Source organism: Novacetimonas cocois (assembly GCF_003311635.1).
Classification (GTDB): domain Bacteria; phylum Pseudomonadota; class Alphaproteobacteria; order Acetobacterales; family Acetobacteraceae; genus Novacetimonas; species Novacetimonas cocois.
This window is the reverse complement of record NZ_QEXL01000016.1, coordinates 21,489-41,644: the sequence shown is the minus strand read 5'-3', so window position 1 is coordinate 41,644 and position 20,156 is coordinate 21,489. Positions and strand designations below refer to the sequence as shown.

The window sequence follows — 20,156 nt, the reverse complement described above, 5'->3', positions numbered from 1 at the left end:
GTTTTCTGGAATAATCGGGCAGTATGAGGTCAGGACGGGCTGGTACGTACGACGGGCGATTTTCTGCTTATGTTCCAGATCGGTTTTGCGAGGGTAGCCAGCATGCAGGGTAACGACAGGCAGAAGATGGAGGAACCGGTACGGCTATTCAGGAATTCCATGCTTGAACGCCTGACCCTCCTGTCCTTTCGCGTGTTCCTGTGCGTCTGGCTGCCGCTTCTTGCCATGGCGCTGGCCTATGGCGCATGGCGATCCTCTTCCGTCATGGGATTCATCCTGTGGACGGCTATCGGATTTGCGGTCTGGTTTCCCACCGAATATCTGCTGCACCGTTTCCTGTTCCATCTGCAGGCACGTTATGTGGCCGTGCAGTCGCTGGTCTATCTGCTGCATGGAAACCATCATGAACAGCCTAACCATCCCCTGCGGAACCTCATGCCGCTCAGCGTGACGATCCCGCTGGCGGGGGTCATCTGGGGCGTGGGCGTTTTCATGCTGGGATCAGGCCGGGGCGGAAGTCTGGCCGCCGGGTTTTTTGGCGGTTACGTGTTTTATGATGTGATCCACTATTCTTGCCATCAGTTTCCGATGCGCGGGCCATTGCTGCGTCGGCTGAAAATTCATCACATCAACCATCATTACCGCGACCATCACACCAATTATGGCATTACCAGCACCTTTATCGACCGGACTTTCCATACGCTGCTCGTGATACAGCAGAAGAAATCCTGATCCCTTTCGCCCGAAGACATCTGGCCACACTTCCCTGACAGAAGTGTACGGCAGGGATCAGTTCCTGTTGTCCGACAGGGCGGTGTGTTGCGCGTCCTCTTCCCCCTGATCGAATTCCTGCGCCTCGTTATCCAGATCGTCGAGTTCGATCATGGCACTTTCCGCGCTTTGCGCCGGCGGCAGGGAGGGGATCGAGTCGCTTTCCGGCCCGACAGGCCTGGCATCAAGGGTGCGGACGACGTTGAAGGCCATCCCGACCGCCCCCAGCCCGAACAGGACACTTCCCATCACCTGTCCCACCTGCACGCCCATGGGGCCGAAACGGGTGCCGATCCAGACAAAGGGAATGGTGCCCAGCGTCGCCCGCCCCCAGTTGAACAGCGTCGAGTACAGCGGATAACCAAGGTTGTTGAACGCCGAGTTCGCGACGAACAGCATGCCGATAAAGACGTAACCGCCAATGGTCCAGTTGCAGAACAGGCGGATCAGGTCGGCGGTCGTGCCGGTGGCCGAAAAAATCCGGATCACGATGTCCTGTCCCAGGAACAGGATCGCCCATGTCAGGGCCACGCATCCCATCACCAGCTTCAGCGCGGCCACAAGTGTTTCCTGCACGCGCGCGACCTGGCCCGCTCCCAGATTCTGCGACATGATTGGCCCGATTGAACCCGTCAGCGCAAATACGAAGGCGAAGGCGACGGGTACGATGCGGTCAATGGTGGCCTGTCCCGCGACCGCCGCCAGTCCAAAGGACGCCATGGCATGGGTGACGAAAATACCACCCACGGGCGTGGCGAGGTTCGTCAGGATGGCGGGAACGGCGATGTGCCCGACGCAATAGGTATCGGCGCGTATGAACCGTGCCACGGGCCGCGCCAGCAGGTCGTGCTGACGCGCGCAGCAGATGCCAAGTGCCGCCACCAGCGCGCGTGACGCAAGCGTGCTGAGGGCCGCCCCCTCCAGTTCCAGATTCATCCACAGGATCAGGATGGGATCCAGCACGGCGGAAATCAGCGCGCCCGCCAGCGTGACATTCATGGATTGCTGGGCCGCCCCCACCGCGCGCAGCAGGCTGGAACATCCCATGCCCGTCGCGATCAGCGGCAGCAGGGGGGAGGCAATATACAGGTAAAGCGCTGCCTGATGCTCCGCCTCGCCATGGGCGCCAAGCGCATGCAGGATGGGATGGGCCAGCAGGGCCGTGCCAAACCCGATCAGGCTGGTCAGCGCCAGCATGACGACGGAAAAGGAAGAGGCGATGCGTTGCGCGACATCGTGGTGTCCGGCCCCGATCTGCCGACCCGTCGTCGCCCCGAGCCCGATCGACATGCCGATGGAGACGGCAATCTGGATGAACCCGACTGCTGCGGTAAAGCCGATCGCAGCCGTCAGGGCGGGATTGTGCAGCGTTGAGATGTAGAACAGGTTCAGCAGGTCAACCATGAACACGGCCATCAGGCCGATGGCGCCGGTGCCCGCCATGACGACCACATGGCGCATGATGCTGCCCTGACAGAAGGCGGCATGCCGTCTGGACGCGGGCCGTCGCATGCGCGTCATCCGGCGCTGGTCCGGATATTGCGGCCATAGCGTACGTTCATGCGATATCGGCCAGGGCCAGTCAGGCGGTTCATGTATCCACCATACAGGACATCCCCGGGATCAGGAACATATTGCATGCGGCCCGTGGGGTGAATAATCCCCGGTCGGGCGATGGCGCACTGATTTGTGTCATTTGTGTCTGTATTCTGATGTCCATTGTGCAATGCAAAATAAACACAGTAATTGTGCGGTGCAAAAAAAGTAAAAACGATATCTATTTTATTTTTTATGTTGACCTCGTGGAAAATAAATGCCAATAATGGCTCATGAAGTCAGCATGGCTTCGCAAAATACTGAAACGTCCGGACTGAATACAGTCTGGTATAAAATTCCACATGACATGCTCATGTGTGGCCACCTGGGCGGGGCACATTGCAATTGCAGTGTGTCCCGTTTTTTTTGACCTGGGCCAGCCGTGCATTTAGGCGGGGGCATGTCTTTGTCTTTTACGTAGCGATCACGGGCCGGGGCGGCGTAATCTTTGCATACGGGGTCATTCCGGATGGAAAGTGCCCGCATGAACGCTAAGAAGGATACGGATCATGTCCAGACTGACAACGGCCGAACGTGATGCACTGCCGGATTCGGCATTTGCCCTGCCGGGGCGACGCTATCCCATTCCTGATGAGACACATGCCCGTGATGCCCTCGCCCGGGCGAGCGAGATGCTGCATCGCGGAGACCTGACGCAGGAGGAATATGACACGATCGTTCGCCGTGCCCGCGCCGTGCTAGGCGAAGACTGAGACGCGACCATCCCGGTTTTGCCCGGTTTGCAAGGGATCGTTTAAGATAATCAATTGATAATTAACAAAAGTTTTTGGGTGCCGCCTTTTTTCAAAAAGGCGGCGTTCTTCGAAGCTTTTGCAAAAAGCTTCACCAAAAACTTCCTGATGATTTTCAGGGAATTGCATCCCATGTTGGGGGCCAGAAGGACCTGCCAACAAAAAACGGGCAGGGAACATGCCCCGCCCGTCATAAGGTCGTATCGCCGGGGAACGTGTCCCTCAGCCTGCCTTGTCGAGTTCGGCTTCCAGCGCGGGCAGTACCTCGAACAGGTCACCCACCAGGCCGTAATCCGCAATCTGGAAAATCGGGGCCTCGGGGTCCTTGTTGACCGCCACGATGACCTTGCTGTCCTTCATGCCAGCCAGATGCTGGATCGCGCCTGAAATGCCCATGGCGATATACAGTTCCGGCGCCACGATCTTGCCGGTCTGTCCCACCTGATAATCGTTGGGCACGAACCCGGCATCGACCGCCGCGCGCGACGCGCCGATGGCGGCACCCAGACGATCGGCCAGAGGCTCCAGCAGCTTGAAATTCTCTTCGTTCTGCATGCCGCGCCCGCCGGACACCACGACACGCGCGGATTCCAGTTCCGGACGCTCCGACTGCGACAGTTCGGTGCCGACAAACTGCGAACGGGTATCGTCCGCCGGGGTGGAAACATTCTCGACCGGGGCCGAGCCCCCCTCGGTCGCGACCGGGTCAAAGGCGGAGGCACGGACCGTCAGGACCTTTTTCGGGTCGGAGGACTTTACCGTGGCAAGCGCGCTGCCGGCATAGATCGGGCGCACGAAGGTATCGGCGTCGATGACTTCCACGACATCGGGGATCGGCTGCACATCCAGCAGCGCGGCGGCACGCGGCAGCGTGTTCTTGGCGTTCGCGCTCGACGCGGCAAGGATGTGGGTATAGCCATCCGCCAGCGAGGCCAGCAGTGCCGCCACGGGCTCGGCCAGTTCATCCGCGCTGACGCCATCCGCAGCACTCAGGACCTTTTTCACGCCGGGCAGCTTCGCCGCCGCCGTGGCGGCCCTGGCGGCATCGCGGCCCACGACCAGCACATCGACATCACCCAGCTTTGACGCCGCCGCGATGGCGGAACGCGACGCCTGTTTGATGGCGCCGGCTTCGTGGTCGAGGAGTACGAGTACGGTCATGATCAGATCACCTTTGCTTCGTTACGCAGCTTCGCGACCAGTTCCGCTGCGGAATCCACCTTGATGCCCGCCTTGCGTCCCGTGGGTTCGGCCACCGACACGATGCTCAGGCGGGGGGTCATGTCCACGTCCACCTCGGCGGGCGTGATTTTTTCCATCGGCTTCTTGCGTGCCTTCATGATGTTCGGCAGCGAGGCATAGCGCGGCTCGTTCAGGCGCAGGTCCGCCGTGACGATGGCCGGCAGCGTGAGCGCGACGGTCTGCAGGCCGCCATCGATTTCGCGCGTGACCATGGCCTTGCCATCGGTGATCTCCACCTTGCTGGCGAACGTGCCCTGCGGCCAGCCCAGCAGCCCGGCCAGCATCTGGCCCGTGGCGTTCATGTCGTCATCGATGGCCTGCTTGCCCAGGATCACCAGATCGGGCTTTTCCTTTTCCACCAGCGCCTTGAGCACCTTCGCCACCGCCAGGGGCTCGGTCACCGCGTCGGTTTCCACCAGGATGGAACGGTCCGCCCCCATGGCCATGGCGGTACGCAGCGTGTCCTGCGCCTTGGGCTCGCCAATGGAAATGGCCACGATTTCCGTGACAACGCCCTTTTCCTTCAGGCGGACGGCCTCTTCCACTGCGATTTCGTCGAACGGGTTCATCGACATCTTGACGCCGGCGGTTTCAACGCCGGTGCCGTCGGCCTTCACGCGTGGCTTGATATTATAGTCGATCACGCGCTTTACGGGGACAAGAACCTTCATCACGTCTCTTCCTGTCTGTGGCTGGATGGGGGATGGGAAAGGAGGGACGCCATGCGGCAGGCGCTGGCGTCCACGGGCATGTGCCTACATGCCGCCGGGGTAGTTCGGACCGCCGGACCCTTCGGGCGTCACCCAGTCAATGTTCTGGGTCGGGTCCTTGATGTCGCATGTCTTGCAGTGGACGCAGTTCTGCGCGTTGATCTGCAGCGTGGGGTTCGTTTCCTCGTCCACGACCTCATACACCGCCGCAGGGCAGTAGCGGCTTTCGGGGGAGCGGAACACGTCCCAGTTGACGGTCTTCCACATGGACATGCTGCGCACCTTCAGGTGCACGGGCTGGTCTTCCTCATGGTTGGTGTTCGACAGGAAGACGGAGGACAGCTTGTCGAACGTGACCTTGCCGTCCGGCTTGGGATAATCGATTTTCGGCGAGATGGAGGCAGGCTCCAGCGTCTCGTTATCGGCATGGCGGGTATGGAGCGTCCACGGTGCCCGCCCGCGCAGCAGCATCGCGTCAATGCCCGAATACAGCGCGCCGCCCTTCATGCCGAAGCGCGCGAAGGCTGGGCGGATGTTGCGCACGCCGCGCAGTTCGTCCCACAGCCACGATTCCCGGATGCGCCGCGTATAGGAACCCGGTTCCACCCGGTTGGTCAGGAAGGCCTCCGCCACGGCCTCGGCCGCCAGCATGCCCGACTTCATCGCGGTATGCGTGCCCTTGATCTTGGGCACGTTGAGGAAGCCCGCCGTGTCACCCACCAGCATGCCGCCGGGAAAGGTCAGGCGGGGAATGGACTGCAGCCCGCCTTCGGACAGGGCGCGTCCGCCATAGGACAGGCGACGCCCGCCCTCGAAATACGGACGGAAGGAGGGATGCAGTTTCACGCGCTGCATTTCGTCAAACGGGGAAAGCCAGGTGTTGGGGTAATCCAGCCCCACGACAAAGCCGTAGGAGACGAGGTTTTCCCCGAAATGGTACATCCACGCCCCGCCATAGGTGCGATCATCCAGCGGCCAGCCAAAGCTGTGCTGCACCAGGCCGGGGCGGTGCAGTTCGGCGGGGATTTCCCACAGTTCCTTGATGCCCAGCCCATAGGTCTGGGGATCGACGCCCTTGCGCAGGTTGTACATCTGCATGACCTGCTTGGTCAGCGACCCGCGGCAGCCTTCGGCGAAGATGGTGTATTTCGCGCGCAGTTCCATTCCCGGTGCATAATTGTCACCCGGCTTGCCATCGCGGCCGATGCCCATGTCGCCCGTCGCGACACCCACCACGCGCCCGTTTTCGGTCAGGACCTCCGCCCCTGCGAAACCGGGATAGATTTCTACGCCCATGGCCTCGGCCTGCGTCGCGAGCCAGCGGCATACTTCGCCAAGGCTTGCGATATAATTGCCGTGGTTGCGCATGTGCGGCATCACGCGGTCCAGCATCGGCACGCGATAGCCACGCGTCTGCGTCAGGTAGAGCATGTGCTCCTCGCTGACGGGGGTGTTCAGCGGCGCGCCGCTGTCGCGCCAGTGCGGCAGGAGTTCATCGAGCGCGCGCGGCTCGATCACCGCGCCGGACAGGATATGCGCCCCGATCTCGCTGCCCTTTTCAATCAGGCAGACGCTGGTGTCGGGGGCAAGCTGACGCAATCGGATGGCCGTCGTCAGTCCGGATGGGCCGCCGCCGATGATTACGACGTCGAATTCCATAATCTCGCGCGGGTTTTCGCTCATACCTAATCTGTCCTCTTGCGTCATGACCGGGATGACATGGATAGGTGGGATACCACATGTAGCAACGCTTCCTAGAACCGTTTGAAACGGGAATAAAGCTTTTGTGCATGTGTATCGTGCATGATGCATATATCCACGGGCGGACGTGGATATGGTTTCCCGTTCCGGCGGCTACTGCGGGGGAAAGGCCAGTTCGCCCCGCGACTGCCATTCGGGACCGACATAATTGACGATCAGCGTCCGGCGCAGGCCGGTGATGGGACGCCGCACGAAGCCGTGCCATGACCGGTCCGACGGAATGAACAGCAGCCCGGAATTGAACGCGCCCGACGCCCGGGCCACCGGCCGGCCCTGCGGGGTCAGAAGGTCGGTGCCCCATTCATGCGCGTCGGGGTCGATGGACAGGGAGATCAGCAGCGTCAGGCGCTTGGCCCCGATATCGGTGTGGGGGCTGAGCCAGAATCCGTCCGTATCGAGACACAGTTCAAGGCGCAGGAACGTATGGGCCAGATCGATATGGCACGTCCGTTCGAAATGCCGTCGCGCGGCGGGCGCGTCGAACAGGTGGGCAAGCAGGTCCAGGTCCGCATCACGGTCGCGGACGGCGGGCGTTACGAAAATGCGCCTGCCATTGCGCACGTCTCGCCGTCCGTCATTTTCGCCCGCATGGAATGTCGCGCCCGGATCCCATGCCAGCAGTGCTGCCGTCACCGACGGTGGCAGGACGTTTTCCATGTGCCAGTGGGGAAACGGCGCAACGGCGTGGCGCGCCGCCGTCAGGGCGCCGATCACGGAGGTATAGGCATCCTGATGCGTCACGGGACCGGTGGAGGCGCCATGCGGGGGCATGCTCAGACGCCGCTGGCGTGGCGCTGGGGCCTGTCCGTGTCTAGGTGACGGTCGAAAACGGCCGCGACATGGCGCAGGAAGGGCCGGCCTTTTTCGGGGATATGGAGTCGCTGCCCCGATATGGCGACGAACCCGTCGGCCTCGAGGTGGGCAAGGGCGCGTATTTCGTCGCGGAAATGATCCCGGGGCAGGTCGTGATGGTGAATGACATCGCCAAGGTCGATCGCCATGTCGCACATCAGCCGTTCGATGATCGCGGCACGCAGCCGGTCATCGGGCGTGCGGCGGACGCCGCGCACCACGGGCAGGCAGTCGCGTGTCGCCCCGATCAGCCGCGCATAGGCGGCGGAGGAGATCGCGTTCTGGGTCAGTCCCTGGGGAAAGGATGAAATTGCGGAGGCTCCCACCCCGATGAGGACCTCTGCCGGGTCGGTGGTGTACCCCTGGAAATTGCGATGCAGCGTGCCGCTTTGCGCCGCGGTGGCCATGCGGTCGTCGGGGCGGCTGTAATGATCCAGCCCGATGGGCATGTATCCCGCATCGCACAGGGCTTCGTGGATGGCCGCCCTCTGCGCGAAACGGGCTGCGGGATCGGGTAGCTGCCCTGTGGGCATCAGGTTCTGGCGTTTCTGTTTCCACGGCACGTGGGCATAACCGAAAACCGCCAGCCGGTCGGGCGCCAGCGCCGCGATTGCGGTGGCCGTGTCGCGCACGCCAGCCACCGTCTGGCGCGGCAGGCCATAGATCAGGTCGATGTTGATCGAACCGATCCCCTCGTTACGCAGCATGTCGATACAGGCGCGCGTCTGCTCCAGGCTCTGGATGCGACCGCAGGCTTCCTGCACGGCGGGATCGATGTCCTGCACGCCCAGGCTGGCGCGGTTGAAGCCCAGTTCGCGAAGCACGGCAGGGTAATGCGCGGGAAGGTGGCGCGGGTCGATTTCGATGCTGGTTTCCGCGTCGGGCAACACGGCAAAGCTGCTGCGGATGGTCTGCATGACCTGCCGCAGCGTGCCCACCGGCAGCGTGGTGGGTGTTCCGCCCCCCCATTGCAGGTGGGAGACGGGATGGCCGGTGCCGATCAGTTCGACAACCCGGCGCAGTTCCTCGATCAGCAGGGCGGCATAGGCGGCCCGGGCGTCGGCGCTGCGCAGGACGGCGGTATTGCACCCGCAGAAGCGGCACAGCGTGTCGCAGAAGGGAACATGGAGGTAGAGGGAGACCGGATCGCCCGGTCGCACGGCGCGCAGCCATTGCCGCGCGTCATCCGGCCCCACGGCATCAGTGAACTGCGCCGCCGTGGGATAGCTGGTGTAACGTGGCAGGTTCCGGGCGTACCGCGCCAGCAGCGCGGCGGGATCTGCCACGTTCATGTCATCAGAACCGGTAAGCGATACCGGCAGAGACGACCGTCGGGTCCAGCGAGTCGTGGGCCTTGACCTTCAGGGTTTCGGTGTCGTTTTCAGCCCAGGCGTGCATGCGCACGAACATCTGCTTCACGTCGAAGTTGAAGAACCAGTTGCCCACCAGCTGGTAATCGACACCGGCATTGATCGACGGACCACCGGTAAAGCCGGAGTTCAGCTTGTTCAGGCCCAGCGCGCCACTGGCGTTCATGTTGTGGAACCACATGAACGTGCCGCCCACGCCCACATACGGGTTCAGGCGCTTGTGCGGACGGAAATGCCACGCGACCGTCACCGTCGGCGGCAGCACCCAGGCGCTGCCGACATCGGTCTTGCCACCCAGCGCGCCGCCTTCACCCGCGACTTCATGACGGGTGCTGGTGGCGATCAGGTCGAGGGAGATGTTGTCGGTCACGAAGTATTCGAACGTCAGTTCGGGCATGACCTGATTGGTCGTCTTGACGCGCGCGCCCGGCAGGGCCTTGCCATCCAGCCAGACCTTGCTGTCGCGGTCTTCGGGCAGGACGCCGACGGCCGACAGGCGGATCATGAAATCGCCCTTGCCCAGACCGATCTTGGTGCTGGCGCATGTCTCAAAAATGCCACAGTGACCATGCGGGCGCGAGGGTGCGACGGGGGCGGCCAGCGGGGCGTTGACATAGGTGGACGGCGCAGTCGTCTGAGCATGGCCCGCGACGGGTGCGACAACTGCGGCACCCAGAGCCGCCACAACGGCAGTATTACGCATTTTCTTCATCTGGTGCGGACCTTTTCGTTCTGACGACTGAACGTCGCAAACAACTGATTTTGATGAATGGCAACAATCATGGGGCGCTTACATCGCACCTTGATATGGATCAATCAGGAAGGCGGAGAGAAACCGTTAATTTCCGTTAAAAGCAGGGTTCTTTCGACTATGTGTTCGTCAGGACACACTTTTTGGGGGTGGGTTGTCATTTTTGTGACGGGCTGCATTGTGCGTATTGCATGGCATCCCAGTTCGCGTGCCAGCTCCGCCATGACCGGATGAAAGGCGTTCATGACGTGCTGTGCATCGCCCGGTGTCATCACGATGTAATGGTCGCTGGTCAGCACCTGCCCGAGGCGGATGTCGAAATCGCGGCGGTAGGTCACCATGGCGCATGGCAGGCCGCGCGGCCCGTAATGGGCGACCAGTATGCCCTGTCGCGGGCGCTTGCGCCGCGCGGACATGCGACGCCCCACGTCCATCCACCGCCGACGTTCCATTTCGGGAAAAGCATGCTGGATCAGGGGGTAGAGTACCAGGATATCCGCAGCGCCAAGCCGCCGGACCGTCAGGGGAGAGCGTCCATGCACTGGTGGCGGAATCCTTTGCCCGAAGATGATTGACCTGCATGATTTACCGGATCGGGATCGGGGCTCCGCATTGATTTATATCAAGGGGTCATACATACTGCCGGGCTTTCGGGCAGCAGTCATTTGCCGGTGCCCAACTTAGTGTCCGCGCGGGCGCCCCGTCGCGGGCGCCACATGACGTCACATCGGGTGACAGCAGGGAATTGGGGAAAACATGCCGGATACGTCTTCGTGCCAGTTCGAGCAGCGACCACGGCGTCTTGTCATGGGCACTGCCGGGCTTCAGGCAGATTTCTGCAAGATGTGCAATGTCCGCCCCTCCAGCGTGTGCAGCGCCATCGAGAACGAAGACATAGGCCGCCTGGCCGAAGCCGCAGTGGAAACCATCGTGACCCCCGGCCGCTGCTTCATCGAGGAAGGGGAGCCGGCGACCGATTTCTTCAACGTGACATCCGGCACGGTCAAGCTGTTCAAGGCGCTGCCTGATGGGCGGCGGCAGATCACGGGGTTTGCCGGGCCGGGGCATTTCCTCGGGCTTGCGGTGTCCGACCGTTACGCCTTCGGGGCCGAAGCGGTCGATACCGTGCGGCTGTGCCGTTTTTCGCGCGAACGCATGCGCATCCTGCTGGATGATTTCCCCCGCATGGAACGCCGCCTGCTTGAGGAGGCGTCGAACGAACTGGTTGCGGCCCAGAACCAGATGCTTCTCCTGGGGCGCAAGACCGCCCGTGAGCGGGTGGCCAGTTTCCTGCTGGATCAGGCGAACCACGGCGAACTGAACAGCGAGGGGCAGCTTCACTTGCCCATGACGCGGGGCGATATCGCCGATTATCTGGGCCTGACCATCGAAACCGTCAGCCGTACGCTGAGCTGGATGCGCGCGCAGGGGATGATCGACGTTGGCAAGGGCTATGCCATTACCCTCCTTGCGCAGGAACGACTCGAAAGCCTAGCTGAGGGCGAGGACTGATCCCCGCACCTCCCGCCGTTTCGTGCGGCCACAGGGGCAGGCCCCTGCAGCGAAAGCGGCAATTTTAAATAGTACCCTGAAATCGTAAAAGTTTTTGGTGAAGCTTTTTGCAAAAAGCTTCAAGGAACGTCGCCTTTTTGAAAAAAGGCGACACCCAAAAACTCCTGTTTCCTATCAACGGACTGTTTTCAGGCCGGGTCTTACGCGCCCGGTGGCTGGCTGTCGTCTTCGTCAATCATGTCGGGCGTGAAGAGGGGCGTGGTATTCGTCCCCCGGGTCGGTCCGCCGACGATGTGGCCTATGGGCGTCAGGATATCGACATGGTCACAGATGATCTTGAATACCGCCAGCAGGGGCACCGACAGGAACGCCCCGCCAATTCCCCACAGCCAGTCCCAGAACATCAGTGATCCCATCACCAGCACGGGATTGAGCGTAAAGCGCCGCGCCAGCACCATCGGGGTGATCGTCTCGCCTTCCGTCAGGTGGATGCACAGGTAGATCGCGGGCGGCAGCGCCGCCTGAAGGACGGAGGGAAAGGTGAACAGCCCCACGAGGAAATAGACGGTGATCCCCATCATGGGACCGATGATGGGGATGTAGTTCAGCAGGAACGCCATCACCCCCCACAGCAGCGGGTTGGGCATGCCCAGCAGCCAGCACTGCAGCATGTTCGCAAGGCCGACGAGCGAATTGATGATCGTGATGGTCGCCAGATAGAGCGAGACGTTGCGTTCGATCTGATAGGCGATCTGGACCGTCCGCCGCTTGTCCGCGAAGGTGGGCATGATTTCCACGAACCGGCGCAACAGGCTGTCCCCCTGCGCCAGCAGGAAGAACAGCATCAGGATCATCGTGAAGAACTGCCCCACGAACGCCCGCGTTCCCAGCAGCAGGGAGGATCCGAAATTGTTGAACTCCCCACCCGCCGGCGCCGCCGACATCACGACGCGCTCGGACTCGTCCCCTCCGGCCTTGGCCGTGTGATCGAGGTGACTGCCCGCGATGGTCATGAAGTTCTCGATACGCTCCGACGCCGTGCCGATCAGGTGGATCGGCCCCCGCAGGAATGCGAGGCGGTCGCCCAGCGCGCTCATCGCCTCGGGGGCGCGTTCGATCCACCCGGCGGCGGGCACCGAAATGGCGGTCCCGATGGCGCCCACGACGCCAAAGACCCCAAGGATCAGCAGCAGGGCCGCCAGGGGCTTGGGCAGCTTCAGCTTCAGGTGCAAAAAGCGCATCGGCGTGGACAGCAGCAGGTTCACCACCAGCGCCAGGATCATCGGCAGGATGATGGAGGCCGCGAAATACAGCGTATAGAAGACGGCAAGGATGCAAAGCACCAGAAGGCAGGCCGTCTTGAGGTCCATGCGCGTATGACGCATGACCTCACGCGCGCGGTGCTGCTGCATGCTTTCGTACGATGGCGCGGCGGCAGGCGGCGGGGGGGACGTGGGCGTGTTCTCTTCGGGCGGCATGATCCGGCTTCACCTTTGGCAAGACCCAGGGGATCAGAGGACCGACCAACCGGTTTTACCGAGCAAGAAACAGGAAAATACGCCTAGTCCGTCCCGGTCGCCTTCGCAACCCACAACACGGGCTGTCATTGCCGCTACGCGATTCTTGCAATGGCCGGGACGGAAGGCCGGCGGAAGAACACGGGATTGTGAATGTATTCCTTTCCCCATCCGGCCGGATGCTGGCGGGAAGGTGTTGCAACCGGGGGGATTCAGCATTCAAATGAATAATGGATATGAAGGTTTATCGCCTTCATCGCAGGAATATGGAGATAAAGACATGGCATGGAACACCCCCAAGATCGTTGAGGTTCCCCTGGGCGCGGAAATCAACAGCTACGTCTGCGGCGAAAAGAAGTAAGATGTTTTCATCGCCACCTGTCTCGTCACAGGTGGCGATTTTCATATAAACACCAGCCATGATCGACATCATCGTTCTTGGCGCGGCCGCAGGTGGCGGATTCCCACAGTGGAATTCCAACGCGGAAGGCTGCCGACGGGCCCGGTCCGGCGATCCCGCCGCACTGCCCCGCACACAGGCATCGATCGCCATCAGTGGCGACGGACGGCACTGGTTCATCGTCAACGCATCGCCCGACCTGCGTACCCAGATCAACCAGACCCCTGCCCTTCACCCGCATGAAGGACTGCGTTCCACCCCGATCGCGGGCGTGATCCTGACGGGGGGAGAGGTCGATACCATCACCGGCCTGCTGACCCTGCGCGAACGCCAGCCGCTTACGCTGCTTGCGACCGATGCGGTCCTGGCGACGCTGGATGCCAACCCGGTGTTCGAGGCGCTGAACCGCCAGGTGGTGACCCGCACCGCGCTGCCGCTGGAGCGGGATTTCCCCCTGACGCTGGTGGATGGCACGCCTGCGGGCCTGACGATCCGGGCCTTTGTCGTGCCGGGCAAGGTTCCGCTGTATGCCGAACGCGGCCCCGATCCCGCCGCCATTGTCGAAAATGGGGAGACGATCGGGCTGGAGATCACCGATGGCGCGCGCCGCGTATGTTTCATTCCCGGCTGCGCGCGGATGACGGATGCCCTGCGACAGCGCCTGTCGGGGGCGGATCTGGTCTTCTTCGACGGGACGTTGTGGGTCGATGACGAAATGCTGCGCGCCGGCGTGGGGGAAAAGACGGGCCAGCGCATGGGGCACATGTCGCTGATGGGCGAGGCGGGGACATTCGCCGCGTTCCGCGATCTGGATATCGCGCGCAAAATCCTGATTCACATCAACAATTCCAACCCCGTGCTGCTGTCTGATTCGCCCGAGCGCAAGCGCGCCGCGGCGGAGGGCTGGGACGTGGCCCATGACGGGATGAGGATTACATTATGACCGGACAGATACTCTCTCCCGACGGGCTGGAAGCCGCGCTGCGTGCCATCGGGGCGGAGCGTTACCATAACCTCCATCCTTTTCATCGCGCGTTGCATGATGGCCGCCTGACGCAGGGACAGGTGCAGGCATGGGCGCTGAACCGTTATTATTACCAGTGCCAGATCCCGGCCAAGGACGCGACGCTGCTGGCGCGGCTGCCGACGGCGGAACTGCGCCGGGAATGGCGGCGGCGGCTGGTCGATCATGATGGCGACGCGCCGGGCACGGGCGGCGTGGCGCGCTGGCTGCGGCTGACGGACGGGCTGGGCCTTGACCGCGCGTATGTCGAGTCGCTTGACGGACTGCTGCCCGCCACGAAATTCGCGGTCGATGCCTATGTCGCCTTCGTGCGGGACCGTTCGATACTGGAGGCGATTGCGTCCTCGCTTACGGAACTGTTTTCCCCCACGATCATCAGCGAACGCGTCGCGGGGATGCTGCGCCATTATGATTTCGTCAACAGCGACACGCTGGCCTATTTCCATCCGCGTCTGACGCAGGCCCCGCGCGATTCCGATTTCGCGCTGGCCTATGTTCGCGAACATGCCCGCACCGCCGAACAGCAGGAAGCGGTGCTGGCGGCGCTGAAGTTCAAATGCGCGGTGCTGTGGTCCATGCTCGACGCGCTGGATTACGCCTATGTCACGCCGGGCCGGATTCCGCCCGGCGCGTTCCGGCCGACCTGTCCATGACGGAGGTCGCGCCCCTTGCGCCCGACAGCGTGGTGCGGTTCGCCCGTGGCGTGCGGCTGCAGCATGACCGGGTACGGGATCAGTGGGTGATCCAGGCGCCGGAACGCGCGTTCCTGCCCGATCCCGTGGCGGTGGAGATCCTGCGCCTTGTCGATGGGACGCGCACGCTGGATGACATCGTGACGGATCTTGCCGCGCGTTTCGCCGCCCCGCGTGACCTGATCGCGCGCGACGTCATGGAAATGGCGGCCGATCTGGTGGCGCGGCAGGTGCTGCTGCCATGACGGAGACGCCCGCGCCACCGATGAGCCTGCTGGCGGAACTGACGCATCGCTGTCCGCTGCAATGTCCCTACTGCTCCAACCCGCTGGCGCTGGAGCCACGCGCCGGTGAACTGACCACCGCGCAATGGATCGACATCCTGGACCAGGCGGCGGAGCTTGGCGTGCTGCAGGTGCATTTTTCCGGGGGCGAGCCGATGGCGCGTCCCGACCTGCCCGAACTGGTGCGCCATGCGGTGGGACGGGGGCTTTATACCAACCTGATCACATCAGGCGTCCTGATGACGCCCGCGACCTTTGGCGCGCTGGTGGAGGCGGGGCTGGATCATGTGCAGCTGTCGTTTCAGGACATCGACCCGCAGAATGCCGAACGTGTCGGTGGGATGAAGGGCGCGCAGGCAAGGAAGATGGCTGCCGCCGCCATGGTCGTGGCCGATGGTATGCCGCTGACGCTGAATTTCGTCATTTACCGTGAAAACGTCGCCCGCGTGGCACAGATGATCGACAGCGCGGCGGAAATGGGCGCGCGGCGGGTCGAAATCGCCCATACGCAGTATTATGGCTGGGGCCTGCGTAACCGCGACGCCCTGATGCCCACCCGCACGCAGGTGGACGAGGCCACCCGCGCGGTGGAGGCCGCGCGCACGCGTTATGCCGGTCGCCTGACCATCGATTACGTCACGCCTGATTATTATGCCGACCGTCCCAAGCCATGCATGGGGGGATGGGGACGCCGGTTCGTCAATATTTCCCCATCGGGCCGCGTCCTGCCGTGTCATGCGGCCGAAAGCATCCCGGGGGTAAGCATTCCCGACATCCGCGAGGCTGGACTGGGTGCGATCTGGGATACGGCCCCGCTGTTTACCATGTTCCGTGGAACGGACTGGATGCCCGCGCCGTGTCGCACCTGTGACCAGCGTGAAAAGGATTGGGGTGGCTGCCGCTGTCAGGCGCTGGCGCTGGCGGGGGATGCGGCGGCGACCGATCCGGTGTGCGAACGTGCCCCCGACCATGACAGGATCACAGCCGCGATCGCCGAGCGCCCTGACGTGGCCCCACCTTTTGTCTATCGCCGCTATGCCAATGGCGACGTGGGCTAACCCTTAAGTAATAAAAGTTTTTGGGTGCCGCCTTTTTTCAAAAAGGCGGCGTTCTTTCGAAGCTTTTTGAAAAAAGCTTCACCAAAAACTTCTTTACGGTTGCAGCGTGTCTCACTGGGTCGCTCCCTGCCGTGTTCGGGCAGGGAGCGGCATTTATGGCCTCTTGTCCCGCTCAGGATTCCTGGGAAAGGGGAACGGCGGCTTCCCGCTGCGCTTCCTTGCGCGAAGGCTGTCCGATTTCGCGCAGGGGCAGGCCCGCCATCAGCCGCTTTTCGATATTTTCAAGGGTCATGTCGCGCGTTTCAGGGACGAAGCGCCATGTCACGAACACGAACGCCAGGTTGAAGGCCGCGAACATCCAGAAGGTAGGGCCGTTGCCGATCCATTGCAGCAAAGACAGGAACGTCGCGCCGATAAACATGTTCGCCAGCCAGTTCGTCAGGGTGGAGATGGAAATCCCCAGATCACGTCCCTGAAGCGGCTGCACCTCCGAACACAGCACCCAGATCAGCGGACCTGCCGACATGGAGAAGCCGGAGATATAGATCATCAGCATGAAGACGGCGATGATCTGCTCCCCCTGACCCAGCGGGAGGGAGTTGAGCAGCAGCCCGAGGCTTCCCATCCCGACAGCCATGATAAGGAAGCCGGCATACAGGATCGGCTTGCGGCCCCATTTGTCCACCAGGCCGATAGCCACGAAGGTCGCCAGCATGTTCACCAGCCCGACCATCGCCGTGCACCACAGCTGCGCCGGGCCGACATATCCCGCCAGCGCGAAAATCTTGGGCGCGTAGTACATGACCACGTTCACGCCCGCCAGCTGCTGCATGATCTGCAGCCCCATGCCCAGTAGGATGGAGCGGCGGAAATTACGGTTGGCCAGCAGCCCCCAGCCTTTCTGCTTCTGCTGGAGCTGGTCGCTGATGTTCTGGATTTCGCGCCGGGCGTCGTCATCGCGGTCACGCAGCGCGACAAGCACCTCCAGCGCCTCGCTGCGGCGACCCTTCATCATCAGCCAGCGCGGGCTGAACGGCAGGAACAGCGTGCCGATCAGGAACAGCAGGCCCGGGATCGCGGCGACGGCGAACATGCCGCGCCAGTTGCCGGAATAGCTGAAGAAGGTGTTGCTCATGAACGCAAGGAAGATCCCCGCCGTGATCATCAGCTGATAGGTGGAGATCATGGCCCCGCGCGCCGTTTCGCTGGCGATTTCCGACAGGTAGAGCGGCGCGGTGAAGGCCGCGACCCCGATCGCCAGCCCCATGACCGCGCGTCCCACGATCATCGACGGCACCGACCATGCCAGCGCGCATTCCAGCGATCCGGCCACGAACACTACAGCGCCGATCAGCAGCGTGCGCTTGCGCCCGATATGGTGGGACATCCATCCCCCGCACAGCGACCCCGCCGCAGCACCCGCCATCATGGAACTGACGATCCATTCCTGCTGTATGGTGGAGGCATGGAACTGTCTGGCGACGAAATCCAGCGCGCCGGAAATGCCCCCGATATCCAGCCCCGCCATCAGGCCCGCCAGCGCGGCAAGACATCCGATGATCAGGGAACGTATCCGCGACGATCCCGCGGGTGGGGTGACCGACTGGTTCATTATGTGCTGATCCTTATATTTTATTTCTTTTTCGTTACCAGCGTGGCGGCCCGGCGCCACGCTGGTTCAGCCCTGAAATATGCCTGGCGTGGTTGACGCCGGACCTGTTGGAATACCTGCTCAAATAGGCGCCTGACGCGCCACACCCGTCAGGAAATAGCACGGAACGCCCCACGCACGTGTATGATCAGGATCATTTTCAACCAGATCATGCACCATAAAACGTCGCAGTCGCAGGATTGCCACACCGCCTTCGTCCGATACCGCCTCCATATCCTCCGCCATGGCGGCATACCATGGCATGACGCCATGGCGTTCCGTCAATCGCAAAGGCGCGCGTGGACTGATGGAAATGCCGTGCGCCAGCATGTCCTCGGCCTGCTGTTGCGTCGTTACATGATAGAAATACCCATCCGCGCCGTCCGAGGGACCGAACTGCCGCAGGGGAACAGGGCCCAGATTCACCTCTGCCCCCTGCAGATGGGTGACGACGCGCGGCGGGGCGGGCACCGGCGGCAGGGGGCGGGCGAACAGGTCATCCTGTCCCGCGATCGTCGCGTTGGTGGGATGCGGCCTGCGCGCGGACGGCTTGCGGGGGGGCGGTGTCCGTTGCCTGTCCTGCATGTCAGGGGGAAGCGGCAGGGGCAGTTCGCCGGTTTCGTTGCGACGCGAACGCGTCATCGCGACACTCCACCCCGAAGGGGGACCAGTGGTTTGATCGTGGCCTGTCGCGTCGTGACGCGGGCCGGGGCCATCATGCCGACAAACGCGGCGCGGATGCAATCGCCGTCACCCTGCGACGGGATCCGCGTTCAGGCGCAGGCGGCGCAGATGCCCTCGGCCTCGATCGTGGAGGTACGGATGCTGAACTGGCGGGCCTGCGTGGCATGGACCAGCGCATGCACGATCTGGCTGTCCTCCAGCTCGGTCACCTGTCCGCAGCGCGTGCAGATCAGGAACTGCGCGCTGTGCAGGTGGTTTTCGCATTCGCGCGCGCTGTGCAGCATGTGCCGGCAGGCCACGAAGGCCGACAGGCGTTCGATCTTGTGGATAAGCCCGTGTTCAAGCAGGAAATCCAGCGCGCGATAGACGGTGGGTGGTGCGGCCGCCCTGGTGTCGTTGCGCAGCCGGTCGAGCAGGTCGTACGCCCCCACGGGCCGGTCGGACGCAAGGATCAGCCCCAGCACATGGCGGCGTTGCGGCGTCAGGCGCGCGCCGTTGCGGCGGCACATATCCTGCGCCCGGCCCAGCATGCGTTCGACATCGGCGCCAAAGGTGGAACTGTCCGCGCCCGGGTCCGTGCTGTCCTGCCGATCATCCATGCCCATCTGTCACGCCCATTCCTGTCATCCTCTGATGGGGATATACGCCTGAACGCGGTGACGATGAAGCCCTGTGGCCGGTTTCAGCCTGTCATGCCAGATGATTGTCCCACCAGGACAGAAGCAGGATGAATATCACGACGCCGCCCTGCAGGCCCAGCAGCATGCGCCATGTCAGGACCGGCACGTCAACGCTGTCATCCGTCCTGTCGTCGTGTTGTCCTGTCTGTCGCAATACGTCCGTCCTGCCGTATAGGGGAGAGAAGGATATCGCCGCAGAGGAATTAATTTCGCGTAAATTCAGCGACAGTCTGAAAATGGTAAAAGTTTTTGGGTGTCGCCTTTTTTCAAAAAGGCGACGTTCTTCGAAGCTTTTTGGGAAAAAGCTTCACCAAAAACTTCTTAACTGTTTTCAGCCTTCGCTGGCTGGCGGCAGCATGTGGTAGGTACGGTTGAAATAGATCAGCCCCCCATGGCTGCTGCCATTGCGCAGGCTTTCGACCGCACCGAACATCACGCTGTGGGTTCCCACCTCCACGATGCGTTCGATCCGGCAGTCGAAGGACGCCACTGCCTCCTCCAGCACCGGCGCGCCGGTCGTCAGCGTGCGCCAGTGACCCGAGGCAAAGCGTTCATGCTGTTCCGCGGCGGAGGCGAACACGCCGGAAATGTCCTGCTGGCTGGCGGACAGCACGTTGATGCACATCGCCGCCCCCTCGCGAAAGCGGGAACGAACGCGCGACGTACGGTTCAGGCAGACCAGCAGGGTCGGCGGGTCGTCGGTGACCGAACATACGGCAGAGGCCGTGAAACCGGCCGGGTCCTCCATCGTGCCTGTCGTCACCACATTCACCGCCGCGCCCAGCCGCGCCATTGCATCCCGATACGTCCGGGCGTCGATACCCATTATGTTATCCTGTTTTCCTGACG

23 protein-coding genes are annotated in these 20,156 nt (G+C 62.5%); 8 read left to right on the top strand and 15 right to left on the bottom strand.

Features of this window, described 5'->3' with window-relative positions:
* Positions 1-159: 159 nt before the first annotated feature.
* A complete protein-coding gene (locus tag NJLHNGOC_RS12075) occupies positions 160-732 on the top strand; it encodes a sterol desaturase family protein (RefSeq protein ID WP_239021511.1) in 573 nt (190 codons plus the stop codon).
* A gap of 57 nt (positions 733-789) precedes the next feature.
* Here NJLHNGOC_RS12075 and NJLHNGOC_RS12070 read toward each other — a convergent pair whose 3' ends face one another.
* Positions 790-2,292, bottom strand: coding sequence for an MATE family efflux transporter (locus tag NJLHNGOC_RS12070; protein WP_408890880.1), 1,503 nt, complete (start codon positions 2,290-2,292; stop codon positions 790-792).
* A gap of 584 nt (positions 2,293-2,876) precedes the next feature.
* Here NJLHNGOC_RS12070 and NJLHNGOC_RS12065 point away from each other — a divergent pair.
* The gene (locus NJLHNGOC_RS12065; RefSeq protein WP_110528364.1) at positions 2,877-3,080 is read left to right on the top strand and encodes a hypothetical protein; all 204 of its coding nucleotides are present in this window, start codon (positions 2,877-2,879) and stop codon (positions 3,078-3,080) included.
* Here the strand turns inward: NJLHNGOC_RS12065 and NJLHNGOC_RS12060 are convergent.
* The 8 genes from NJLHNGOC_RS12060 to NJLHNGOC_RS12025 form a co-directional block, all read right to left on the bottom strand.
* Positions 3,066-3,299 (bottom strand): hypothetical protein, encoded by a 234-nt coding sequence (locus NJLHNGOC_RS12060; RefSeq protein ID WP_206059787.1) that lies wholly within the window; start codon positions 3,297-3,299, stop codon positions 3,066-3,068. The two genes, NJLHNGOC_RS12065 and NJLHNGOC_RS12060, sit on opposite strands and share 15 nt — an antisense overlap.
* 42 nt (positions 3,300-3,341) lie before the next feature.
* Positions 3,342-4,280, bottom strand: coding sequence for an electron transfer flavoprotein subunit alpha/FixB family protein (locus NJLHNGOC_RS12055; protein ID WP_113596585.1), 939 nt, complete (start codon positions 4,278-4,280; stop codon positions 3,342-3,344).
* 2 nt (positions 4,281-4,282) lie between these two features.
* The gene (locus NJLHNGOC_RS12050) at positions 4,283-5,032 is read right to left on the bottom strand and encodes an electron transfer flavoprotein subunit beta/FixA family protein (RefSeq protein ID WP_113596584.1); all 750 of its coding nucleotides are present in this window, start codon (positions 5,030-5,032) and stop codon (positions 4,283-4,285) included.
* An 84-nt stretch (positions 5,033-5,116) separates the two neighbouring features.
* The gene (locus NJLHNGOC_RS12045; protein ID WP_113596583.1) at positions 5,117-6,754 is read right to left on the bottom strand and encodes an electron transfer flavoprotein-ubiquinone oxidoreductase; all 1,638 of its coding nucleotides are present in this window, start codon (positions 6,752-6,754) and stop codon (positions 5,117-5,119) included.
* A 171-nt stretch (positions 6,755-6,925) separates the two neighbouring features.
* Positions 6,926-7,603, bottom strand: coding sequence for a 2OG-Fe(II) oxygenase (locus NJLHNGOC_RS12040; protein WP_239021510.1), 678 nt, complete (start codon positions 7,601-7,603; stop codon positions 6,926-6,928).
* Between the two features lie 2 nt (positions 7,604-7,605).
* Positions 7,606-8,976 (bottom strand): oxygen-independent coproporphyrinogen III oxidase, encoded by a 1,371-nt coding sequence (hemN, locus tag NJLHNGOC_RS12035; RefSeq protein ID WP_113596582.1) that lies wholly within the window; start codon positions 8,974-8,976, stop codon positions 7,606-7,608.
* A gap of 4 nt (positions 8,977-8,980) precedes the next feature.
* On the bottom strand, positions 8,981-9,766 hold the full coding sequence (locus NJLHNGOC_RS12030) for an OmpW/AlkL family protein (protein ID WP_110528376.1): 786 nt from the start codon (positions 9,764-9,766) through the stop codon (positions 8,981-8,983).
* Between the two features lie 104 nt (positions 9,767-9,870).
* Positions 9,871-10,347 (bottom strand): hypothetical protein, encoded by a 477-nt coding sequence (locus tag NJLHNGOC_RS12025; protein ID WP_113596581.1) that lies wholly within the window; start codon positions 10,345-10,347, stop codon positions 9,871-9,873.
* 214 nt (positions 10,348-10,561) lie between these two features.
* On the opposite strand from NJLHNGOC_RS12025, the gene NJLHNGOC_RS12020 reads away from it, so the two are divergent.
* A complete protein-coding gene (locus NJLHNGOC_RS12020; protein WP_113596580.1) occupies positions 10,562-11,317 on the top strand; it encodes a Crp/Fnr family transcriptional regulator in 756 nt (251 codons plus the stop codon).
* 200 nt (positions 11,318-11,517) lie between these two features.
* On the opposite strand, the gene NJLHNGOC_RS12015 is transcribed toward NJLHNGOC_RS12020, so the two are convergent.
* Entirely contained in the window at positions 11,518-12,795 is a 1,278-nt protein-coding gene (locus NJLHNGOC_RS12015) for an AI-2E family transporter (RefSeq protein WP_113596579.1), read from the bottom strand.
* A gap of 319 nt (positions 12,796-13,114) precedes the next feature.
* Between NJLHNGOC_RS12015 and pqqA the strand changes: the two genes are divergently transcribed.
* The 5 genes from pqqA to pqqE are packed head-to-tail and all read left to right on the top strand — an operon-like array spanning position 13,115 to position 16,292.
* Complete coding sequence (gene pqqA / locus NJLHNGOC_RS12010; protein ID WP_010508617.1) at positions 13,115-13,195, top strand: pyrroloquinoline quinone precursor peptide PqqA; 81 nt, start codon at positions 13,115-13,117, stop codon at positions 13,193-13,195.
* A gap of 58 nt (positions 13,196-13,253) precedes the next feature.
* The gene (gene pqqB / locus NJLHNGOC_RS12005; protein WP_113596578.1) at positions 13,254-14,177 is read left to right on the top strand and encodes a pyrroloquinoline quinone biosynthesis protein PqqB; all 924 of its coding nucleotides are present in this window, start codon (positions 13,254-13,256) and stop codon (positions 14,175-14,177) included.
* Entirely contained in the window at positions 14,174-14,911 is a 738-nt protein-coding gene (pqqC, locus tag NJLHNGOC_RS12000) for a pyrroloquinoline-quinone synthase PqqC (protein ID WP_110528391.1), read from the top strand. Before pqqB ends, pqqC begins: the two co-directional genes overlap by 4 nt.
* Positions 14,908-15,195: a pyrroloquinoline quinone biosynthesis peptide chaperone PqqD gene (gene pqqD / locus NJLHNGOC_RS11995; RefSeq protein WP_110528394.1), complete on the top strand. Its 288-nt coding sequence runs from the start codon at positions 14,908-14,910 to the stop codon at positions 15,193-15,195. Before pqqC ends, pqqD begins: the two co-directional genes overlap by 4 nt.
* A complete protein-coding gene (pqqE, locus tag NJLHNGOC_RS11990; protein WP_113596577.1) occupies positions 15,192-16,292 on the top strand; it encodes a pyrroloquinoline quinone biosynthesis protein PqqE in 1,101 nt (366 codons plus the stop codon). The genes pqqD and pqqE overlap by 4 nt, the downstream gene beginning before the upstream one ends.
* Positions 16,293-16,464: 172 nt before the next feature.
* Here the strand turns inward: pqqE and NJLHNGOC_RS11985 are convergent, their stop codons facing one another.
* The 5 genes from NJLHNGOC_RS11985 to NJLHNGOC_RS11970 all read right to left on the bottom strand — a co-directional run bounded on the left by NJLHNGOC_RS11985 (position 16,465) and on the right by NJLHNGOC_RS11970 (position 20,133).
* Positions 16,465-17,904 carry a sugar porter family MFS transporter gene (locus tag NJLHNGOC_RS11985; protein ID WP_113596576.1) on the bottom strand — a complete coding sequence of 480 codons (1,440 nt, stop codon included), beginning with the start codon at positions 17,902-17,904 and terminating at the stop codon, positions 16,465-16,467.
* 120 nt (positions 17,905-18,024) lie between these two features.
* A complete protein-coding gene (locus tag NJLHNGOC_RS11980) occupies positions 18,025-18,585 on the bottom strand; it encodes a hypothetical protein (protein ID WP_113596575.1) in 561 nt (186 codons plus the stop codon).
* A gap of 131 nt (positions 18,586-18,716) precedes the next feature.
* On the bottom strand, positions 18,717-19,232 hold the full coding sequence (locus NJLHNGOC_RS11975) for a transcriptional repressor (protein ID WP_110528407.1): 516 nt from the start codon (positions 19,230-19,232) through the stop codon (positions 18,717-18,719).
* Between the two features lie 85 nt (positions 19,233-19,317).
* Positions 19,318-19,461 carry a hypothetical protein gene (locus NJLHNGOC_RS16025; RefSeq protein WP_165837931.1) on the bottom strand — a complete coding sequence of 48 codons (144 nt, stop codon included), beginning with the start codon at positions 19,459-19,461 and terminating at the stop codon, positions 19,318-19,320.
* A 177-nt stretch (positions 19,462-19,638) separates the two neighbouring features.
* Positions 19,639-20,133 carry a flavin reductase gene (locus tag NJLHNGOC_RS11970; protein ID WP_110528411.1) on the bottom strand — a complete coding sequence of 165 codons (495 nt, stop codon included), beginning with the start codon at positions 20,131-20,133 and terminating at the stop codon, positions 19,639-19,641.
* Positions 20,134-20,156 lie beyond the last annotated feature (23 nt).

Bases quoted from the DNA above. Each gene is read 5' to 3' on its own strand.
- NJLHNGOC_RS12065 (WP_110528364.1), top strand. From the start codon at position 2,877: ATGTCCAGACTGACAACGGCCGAACGTGATGCACTGCCGGATTCGGCA.
- hemN (WP_113596582.1), bottom strand. From the start codon at position 8,976: ATGAACGTGGCAGATCCCGCCGCGCTGCTGGCGCGGTACGCCCGGAAC.
- NJLHNGOC_RS12050 (WP_113596584.1), bottom strand. From the start codon at position 5,032: ATGAAGGTTCTTGTCCCCGTAAAGCGCGTGATCGACTATAATATCAAG.
- NJLHNGOC_RS12070 (WP_408890880.1), bottom strand. From the start codon at position 2,292: ATGACGCGCATGCGACGGCCCGCGTCCAGACGGCATGCCGCCTTCTGT.
- NJLHNGOC_RS12060 (WP_206059787.1), bottom strand. From the start codon at position 3,299: ATGTTCCCTGCCCGTTTTTTGTTGGCAGGTCCTTCTGGCCCCCAACAT.
- NJLHNGOC_RS11985 (WP_113596576.1), bottom strand. From the start codon at position 17,904: ATGAACCAGTCGGTCACCCCACCCGCGGGATCGTCGCGGATACGTTCC.
- pqqB (WP_113596578.1), top strand. From the start codon at position 13,254: ATGATCGACATCATCGTTCTTGGCGCGGCCGCAGGTGGCGGATTCCCA.
- NJLHNGOC_RS12075 (WP_239021511.1), top strand. From the start codon at position 160: ATGCTTGAACGCCTGACCCTCCTGTCCTTTCGCGTGTTCCTGTGCGTC.
- pqqD (WP_110528394.1), top strand. From the start codon at position 14,908: ATGACGGAGGTCGCGCCCCTTGCGCCCGACAGCGTGGTGCGGTTCGCC.
- pqqC (WP_110528391.1), top strand. From the start codon at position 14,174: ATGACCGGACAGATACTCTCTCCCGACGGGCTGGAAGCCGCGCTGCGT.
- NJLHNGOC_RS11980 (WP_113596575.1), bottom strand. From the start codon at position 18,585: ATGACGCGTTCGCGTCGCAACGAAACCGGCGAACTGCCCCTGCCGCTT.
- NJLHNGOC_RS12030 (WP_110528376.1), bottom strand. From the start codon at position 9,766: ATGAAGAAAATGCGTAATACTGCCGTTGTGGCGGCTCTGGGTGCCGCA.
- NJLHNGOC_RS12045 (WP_113596583.1), bottom strand. From the start codon at position 6,754: ATGAGCGAAAACCCGCGCGAGATTATGGAATTCGACGTCGTAATCATC.
- NJLHNGOC_RS11975 (WP_110528407.1), bottom strand. From the start codon at position 19,232: ATGGGCATGGATGATCGGCAGGACAGCACGGACCCGGGCGCGGACAGT.
- pqqA (WP_010508617.1), top strand. From the start codon at position 13,115: ATGGCATGGAACACCCCCAAGATCGTTGAGGTTCCCCTGGGCGCGGAA.
- pqqE (WP_113596577.1), top strand. From the start codon at position 15,192: ATGACGGAGACGCCCGCGCCACCGATGAGCCTGCTGGCGGAACTGACG.
- NJLHNGOC_RS12020 (WP_113596580.1), top strand. From the start codon at position 10,562: ATGCCGGATACGTCTTCGTGCCAGTTCGAGCAGCGACCACGGCGTCTT.
- NJLHNGOC_RS12040 (WP_239021510.1), bottom strand. From the start codon at position 7,603: ATGCCCCCGCATGGCGCCTCCACCGGTCCCGTGACGCATCAGGATGCC.
- NJLHNGOC_RS12055 (WP_113596585.1), bottom strand. From the start codon at position 4,280: ATGACCGTACTCGTACTCCTCGACCACGAAGCCGGCGCCATCAAACAG.
- NJLHNGOC_RS11970 (WP_110528411.1), bottom strand. From the start codon at position 20,133: ATGGGTATCGACGCCCGGACGTATCGGGATGCAATGGCGCGGCTGGGC.
- NJLHNGOC_RS12015 (WP_113596579.1), bottom strand. From the start codon at position 12,795: ATGCCGCCCGAAGAGAACACGCCCACGTCCCCCCCGCCGCCTGCCGCC.